This window comes from Marivirga sp., from assembly GCF_035704835.1.
GTDB lineage: Bacteria > Bacteroidota > Bacteroidia > Cytophagales > Cyclobacteriaceae > Marivirga.
In genome coordinates, this window is the sequence record NZ_DASSWQ010000046.1 from 40,720 (window position 1) to 47,695 (window position 6,976).

Below are 6,976 nucleotides of genomic sequence, written 5' to 3' on the forward strand. Positions count from 1 at the left end.
GACTTTGATTAGGCAATTTTTCACTTCCTTCAAAAAATTATCAAAGAAAGACAAGAGGCTTATAGCTGCAATAAAATCTATTGTAGGTTATAAGCCTTTTCGTTTAGAGTTATTCAGATTAGTTACCCAACATTCTAGTGTAGCCAAAACACTTCCCAATGGCTTTAGAGCTTCTAACGAAAGGCTTGAATATTTAGGAGATGCTATCCTTGGAGCCGTTGTAGCCGATTTTTTATTCAAAAAATATCCTTTCAAAGATGAAGGTTTTCTTACAGAAATTCGTTCTCGTATCGTAAACCGAGAATCTTTAGGTCTCTTAGCGAAGAAGATTGGCATTAACGATATGCTAGAATCCGACTTAAAGGCTGGGAAATACCAATTTAAATCTATCTATGGAGATATGATGGAAGCTTTTATTGGTGCAGTATATATTGATAGAGGCTATAAATTTTGTCAGAAATTTATTGTCAGTAAGCTAATTATCCCACATTTTGATTTAGATGAAGTAATTGAAAACAATACGAATTATAAAAGCATTCTAATAGAATGGTCGCAAAAAGAAAATAAAACCTTGAGTTTTGATATTACAGGTATGATAGAAGCAGGAAGAAAAAGAGAATTTAGAGCTGAAGTAAATCTAGATGGTAATACTATTGCGGAGGGTGCGGGATTAAATAAAAAGAAAGCAGAACAAAATGCAGCTTTTAAGGCTTGTCAGAAATTGAAATTGTCCTAAGAGATCTGTTTTGAAAATTCAGGTTAAAAACATTAAGTATGAAAATTGCAGGTGCTACAGTTAATCAAATCCCAATGGATTGGGATGGAAATGCTTACAATATTCTGGAAGCTTTGAAAGAGGCAGATGCTCAACAAATTGAAATTCTTTGTTTCCCAGAATTAAATATTTGTGGTTATGGCTGCGAGGATGTTTTTCTGAGTGATTGGTTATGGAAAAAAACATTCAAAACATTAACCGAGAAGATTCTTCCTTTTGCCCCAAACCTTGCTTTTACTGCTGGCTTTCCTTTCAAATTTGAGGATAAAATGTACAATTGTGTTGCTTTTTGTAAAAATGGCGAGATTCAGTATATCATTCCTAAGCAAAATTTAGCAAAAGACGGAGTTCATTATGAACCGCGCTGGTTTAATGAATGGGAAATTGGGAAGCAATCTAAAGTGAATGTAAATGATATTGATATTCCGATAGGTGATTATGTTATTGATTATGCCAATTTTAAAATCGGATTTGAAATTTGTGAAGATGCGTGGAGAACAGACCGGCCTGCCAATAGATTAGTTAAAAGAGGTGTTAATTTAATTCTAAACCCATCGGCAAGTCATTTTGCCATCGATAAGTCAATAAGTAGACAAGCTTTAGTGGTGGGTAGTTCTGAAAAATATAATTGTACTTATGTTTATGCTAATTTATTAGGGAATGAGGCGGGCAGGATGATTTACGATGGAGAGCTTATGATTGCTCAAAATGGTGAACTGAAATACAGAAATGAGTTGCTATCCTTTAAAAATTATCAATTGGGAATCTGGGATACGGAAAATGATAAAACTAAAATTTTCGATAGTTTCGTTTCTAATCCGTATCAAGAATTTAGAAAGGCTGTTAGTTTAGCGTTATTTGATTATTTAAGAAAAAGCTATAGTAATGGATTTGTGCTTTCATTAAGTGGTGGTGCAGACTCATCCACTTCGGCTGTCTTGGTAGCTGAAATGATTCGATTAGGAATACAAGAATTAGGTTTATTACTTTTTCTCCAAAGAATTCATAAAGAAGAATGGTACGAAGAATTAAAAGATAAGCGTGATTCAAAAAAAGTTATTGCAAACCGAATTTTTACTACTGCTTATCAAAGTACCGAAAATTCTGGAAAAGCGACTTTAGAATCTGCCAAACAACTTGCAGATGAAATCGGAGCTGTTTTTTATCATTGGAATATTGATGATGAAGTAAAGGGATACACTCAAAAAATATCAAAAAATATTGGACGAGAGTTTACTTGGGAGCAAGATGATATAGCACTGCAAAATATTCAAGCTAGGGCTCGATCTCCAATCATTTGGATATTAGCAAATATTAAAAATGCACTACTATTGACTACTTCTAACAGAAGCGAAGGTAGTGTAGGTTATGCTACAATGGATGGTGATACAAGTGGGAGCATTGCACCTATTGCTGCAATCGATAAACCTTTTATCATTCAGTGGTTGAAATGGGCAGAAGAAAATTTAGGATATAAAAGTTTAAGTTATGTGAATAGCTTGCAACCTACAGCTGAACTCAGACCTAAAAGTGAGTCGCAATCCGATGAATCTGATTTAATGCCCTATCCATTATTGCAAAAAATAGAAGAATTAGCTATTCGGGAAAGACTTTCTCCTGTTGAAATTTACATTGATTTGAAAATTTCATGGGAAGGGGAAAAAAGTATAGTAAAACCATCCATTCAGAAATTTTTTAACTTATGGTCTCGAAATCAATGGAAAAGAGAAAGAATAGCTGTTTCCTTTCATCTAGATGATTATAATGTGGATCCAAAAACGTGGTGCCGATTCCCTATTTTATCCTCATCGTTTAAAGATGAGCTGGACGAACTGGAAAAAGCAGAATAAACCATTGAGATTTCTGTTTTTACCCTAATTTTGTGTCAAACGAAAATTAAATATGCTTAGCTATATAGTGTGGTCACCCAAACCTTATATTGTGGATTTGGGATTTACTGAATTAAGGTGGTACGGTTTACTCTTTGCCTTAGGATTCATTATTTCTCAGCAGATAATGTTTCATATTTTTAAGAAAGAAGGTAAAAAAGAAAAACAAGTAGAAATTCTTACCCTTTATATGGTGGTTGCAACCATTATTGGCGCCAGATTAGGTCATGTATTATTTTATGAACCAGCCCGATATTTGAGTAATCCGATTGATATTTTTAAAGTTTGGGAAGGTGGCTTAGCAAGTCATGGAGGTGCTGCTGGTATTTTGATTGCCCTTTACTTATTCTCTCGTAAATATGATAATATCAGTTATTTATGGATTTTAGATAGGATCGTAATAGTAGTTTCAATCACAGCCGTTTTGATCAGGATTGGTAATTTTATGAATTCAGAAATCATAGGCGAACCTATTGATAAAGCATACGGAGTGGTATTTGGGCGAGAAGTAGAATTACAATTGAATTATTTGACCACAGCTATTGAAGACGTCCAGGTGGAGAAGGCAACCACATATGGATTGATAGCTGGAACACTCGAAAACGACTATCAAAATCCAGTTAAAGTAACCATTTTGTATAATGGCAAAAATAAATTGGAGGATGTAAAGAAATTTACTGAAAACCAATTGATGACAAAATTGCAAGATCAAAATATTAGTCAGCACATTCAGTTCTCAAAAAACGCTGATTTTCAATATAATCGAAAGGGTGGAGTAATCTATGCTTCAGCTTATGGAGAAGGAGTTACAAGACATGCAACTCAATTATATGAAGCCATTTCGTATTTATTTATTTTCGTCTTATTATTTTATTTGTGGAATAAAAATAGAAGTGGATTGGCTGATGGTAGACTTTTTGGTATATTCCTAATCGGTGGTTTTGGTTCAAGATTTTTAATTGAGTTTATTAAAGAAAATCAAGTTGCATTTGAAGAAGGATTAATTCTGAATATGGGGCAATGGTTAAGTATTCCATTAGTTTTGACTGGCATTTATTTTGTGATTCAATCATTTAAAGCTGAAAAAGGGAATTAAGGAACTGGATCAAACCCTGAACCACCCCATGGATGGCATTTAGAAATCCGTTTGGCTGATAATTTCGAACCTTTAAGTAAACCATGTTTGATAATAGCCTGTTTTGAATATTCTGAGCAAGTAGGAGTAAAACGACAAGCTGATGGTAATAATGGAGATATACCATATTGATAAAATAAGATTGGCCAAGTAGCAACTTTGCGTAAGGTCTTTGTGATTTTATTTTTTTGATTATTCTCCAAATGTTTTTTTTATAATTTAAAGCTATACATAATCAAAATTAAAACACTAAATATTGAATTTAAAAATTACTGCGGAGGAATTTATTTTCTCACGACTGTAGTACTTTGTGTTTTATTTAATATTCAGTTTTCGTACAAAGCTCAAGGTCAAGTAAGGGTTGGTATCGAAAATAATGAATTAGAGATTATAAATAGAACAAAGGATAGTCTTGAAAACCAAATTCTATTTCTAGAAACAATAGAAATAAGAGGGAATAAAAAAACAAAAAAAAAGATTATTACCAGGGAAATAGACTTACAACCAAATGTGAGCTATCCTTTCAAAGAATTAAAAAGAATCATCAAACTTGATGAGAATAAAATTTTCAATACGGGTTTATTTACAAGCGTTAAAGCGGAGCTAGAGTATATCGAAGGCAGTGAGAATAAAGTGAAAATTATTTTTTTTGTTCAAGAGCGGTGGTACATATGGCCTAGCGTAATTTTCAAATTGGCAGATAGAAATTTTAGTGATTGGCTTTTTAATCAAAATGCTGCTACCGACAGATTTGAATATGGTTTTAAATTTGACCAATTTAACGTCAGAGGGCTTAATGAGCGTCTTTCTGCTATGGCTCAATTTGGTTTTAAAAGAAGATTTTCTTTTGGTTATAATATCCCATATCTAAATGAAGACCAAACTTTTGGAATGGGTCTTAATTTTTCATTTAGTGAATTTGATCAATTAGATTATACCAATGTAGAAAACAAAAGATTATTCATTGATGCCGATAGTATATTTGGAGATGACAATCAGCGTAATATAATTGCAAATATGCTCACCAGCAATCTTATTTTTAATTATAGAGAATCTTATTACAATACGCATTCAATACGCCTGACCTATTCTAGAACTGCCATAATTGACGATATTTTACTATTTAATGAAAATTATCTTGGTCGAGATGGTGACCTTCAACAGAACTTCATTGGATTAACTTATATTTTTAGAAGAGATTTTCGAGATAGAAATAATTATCCCCTAAAAGGTTTTTTGATTGATGCCAGATTAAATAAAACTGGATTAGGTATTTTTAAAGATATTGATCAAGGAAGTTTGCAAGCACAAGTAGCTTATTATAAACCACTTAAGTATAATTTTAATATTGCTTCATCCTTAACGGGCTACACTAGTTATCCACGATTTCAACCCTACAATAATATGCAAGGTTTAGGGTTTTCCAATAATTTACTAAAAGGCTATGAGTTGTATGTAATTCAAGGACAACATTATACCATGCACAAGACAGAATTGAAAAAAAGATTATTTTCAATTGAGGCCAATTTAGGTAGACTTATGCCTTTGAAGCAATTTAGAAAAGTGCCAATTGCTGGTTATTTCAAGGTTTATTTTGACCAAGGCTATGTTCAAAATAATCTTCCAGAATCAAGCAATACAACAGTGAATTCGATTCTGTCGAATAGGTATATTTATAGTTATGGAGCTGGTTTAGACTTGGTTACTTATTATGATGCAGTATTAAGACTTGAATATTCTATCAACGCATTGAATGAAGCAGGCTTTTTTATTAATGTGAAAGCAGGGATTTAATTTATTTCTGTTTTATCGATAAGTTTCTTCTTACCAAATCGATTAAAAAAATACCAATCGCCAACTTTTTCCCCATTATTGTACTGTCCTTCATAGGTTTTTCTACCTTTTTCATCAAAATACTGCCAAAGACCTTCTTCTTTTCCTTCTGAGTAACTACCTGTTTGGACGATTTGTCCTTCTTTATTAAAATATTGCCAAGGACCATCTGGTAGACCATTCTCATAGTTTCCGATTTGTCTGAGTCTCCCGTTTTCATAGAAAAAATCCCATTGGCTATGATAGTTACTATTCAAATATTCACCTTGTTTTTCTATTTGTCCATTTTCATAAAAATAGACGGCTTTACCCTGCAATTCGTCTTTTTTCCAATTTTCCACAGCGGAAATCTGCCCATTTGTGTAATGATTAGTAATTTTTCCATTTAATTTTCCTGAAGAATATTCTTGAATGGAATTTATTTTTCCAGATGGGTAAAAATATGTCCATTGACCAGTTTTAAGTTGGTTTTGAGTTTCGCCATAGGCTTTTAATTCACCAGATTTATAATAGATCGAATCAACTTGACCATAGATTTGATACTGAAAGCTTGTGAATATAATTGCGAAGAACCAATATTTTTTATAATTTTTCAACTTGTTACTATTTTAGGATTAAAGCTAAGATAAATACTTTGTGATTATGAATTAACTGAAGTTCATGAAAAATTTCAACCTACTACTCCCCATTTTACTTTTTTTCGCTGGCCAAATTTCCGCACAATCAATTTATGCTCCTGTTTCTAGTAGAGTAATTGGAATGGGAGATGCTTCCGTAACAATGGAAGGGTATTGGTCATCTTATCAAAATACTGCGGGTATAACAACAACTGAAAACCTGGAAGTTGGTGCTTCCTATGAGAATCGCTTCGGTATATCAGGTTTTGATTTTATGTCGGCAGGCATTACTGGTAAAATACCGTTCGGACATGTTTCTTTAAATGTTTTTCGATTTGGGGATAATCTTTACAATGAACATAAAATTTCAGTAGGCTATGCAACTGAAGTTGGAATCATTAAAGTTGGGGGTAGGGTCAACTACCTTCAGTATCAAGTTAAGGATTTTGGATCACCATCTACCTATTCGATTGATTTTGGAGGAATTGCGACCATAACACCTCAATTGGTGATAGGCGCTCAAGCTTTAAATATTAGTCAATCGACAATTGAATCGGATAATGAACAAAGGGTTCCAACCTTGCTTAAGTGGCTGTTGCACAACTACCTTTTATAAAAGTTAAAATTACGACTCATTTCTGGATAATTTCTGTTTTGAAGTCCTGTTATAGATAGAGACTTCCGATACACTGAAAAAACAGATAAGAATTGACTTATTTTATTGTTA

Annotated in this window: 7 protein-coding genes; 5 read left to right on the top strand and 2 right to left on the bottom strand. The window is 32.9% G+C overall.

Annotated features, from left to right (window positions below; genetic code table 11):
- The first annotated feature begins 4 nt into the window (after nt 1-4).
- Genes rnc through lgt form a run of 3 tightly spaced genes read left to right on the top strand, consistent with a single transcriptional unit; the run spans nt 5 to nt 3,760 of the window.
- The gene (rnc, locus tag VFM92_RS07345; RefSeq protein ID WP_325121551.1) at nt 5-736 is read left to right on the top strand and encodes a ribonuclease III; all 732 of its coding nucleotides are present in this window, start codon (nt 5-7) and stop codon (nt 734-736) included.
- A 38-nt stretch (nt 737-774) separates the two neighbouring features.
- Complete coding sequence (gene nadE / locus VFM92_RS07350; RefSeq protein ID WP_325121552.1) at nt 775-2,625, top strand: NAD(+) synthase; 1,851 nt, start codon at nt 775-777, stop codon at nt 2,623-2,625.
- 52 nt (nt 2,626-2,677) lie between these two features.
- A complete protein-coding gene (gene lgt / locus VFM92_RS07355) occupies nt 2,678-3,760 on the top strand; it encodes a prolipoprotein diacylglyceryl transferase (protein ID WP_325121553.1) in 1,083 nt (360 codons plus the stop codon).
- Here lgt and yidD read toward each other — a convergent pair.
- Nucleotides 3,757-4,002: a membrane protein insertion efficiency factor YidD gene (gene yidD / locus VFM92_RS07360; protein WP_325121554.1), complete on the bottom strand. Its 246-nt coding sequence runs from the start codon at nt 4,000-4,002 to the stop codon at nt 3,757-3,759. The genes lgt and yidD overlap by 4 nt on opposite strands.
- Before the next feature lie 244 nt (nt 4,003-4,246).
- Between yidD and VFM92_RS07365 the strand changes: the two genes are divergently transcribed.
- Nucleotides 4,247-5,593, top strand: a complete 1,347-nt coding sequence (locus VFM92_RS07365) for a BamA/TamA family outer membrane protein (RefSeq protein ID WP_325121558.1) — start codon at nt 4,247-4,249, stop codon at nt 5,591-5,593.
- On the opposite strand, the gene VFM92_RS07370 is transcribed toward VFM92_RS07365, so the two are convergent.
- Nucleotides 5,590-6,228 (bottom strand): toxin-antitoxin system YwqK family antitoxin, encoded by a 639-nt coding sequence (locus VFM92_RS07370; RefSeq protein ID WP_325121555.1) that lies wholly within the window; start codon nt 6,226-6,228, stop codon nt 5,590-5,592. The two genes, VFM92_RS07365 and VFM92_RS07370, sit on opposite strands and share 4 nt — an antisense overlap.
- A 64-nt stretch (nt 6,229-6,292) precedes the next feature.
- Here VFM92_RS07370 and VFM92_RS07375 point away from each other — a divergent pair, with 64 nt between their 5' ends.
- Nucleotides 6,293-6,865, top strand: coding sequence for a hypothetical protein (locus VFM92_RS07375; protein WP_325121556.1), 573 nt, complete (start codon nt 6,293-6,295; stop codon nt 6,863-6,865).
- Nucleotides 6,866-6,976 lie beyond the last annotated feature (111 nt).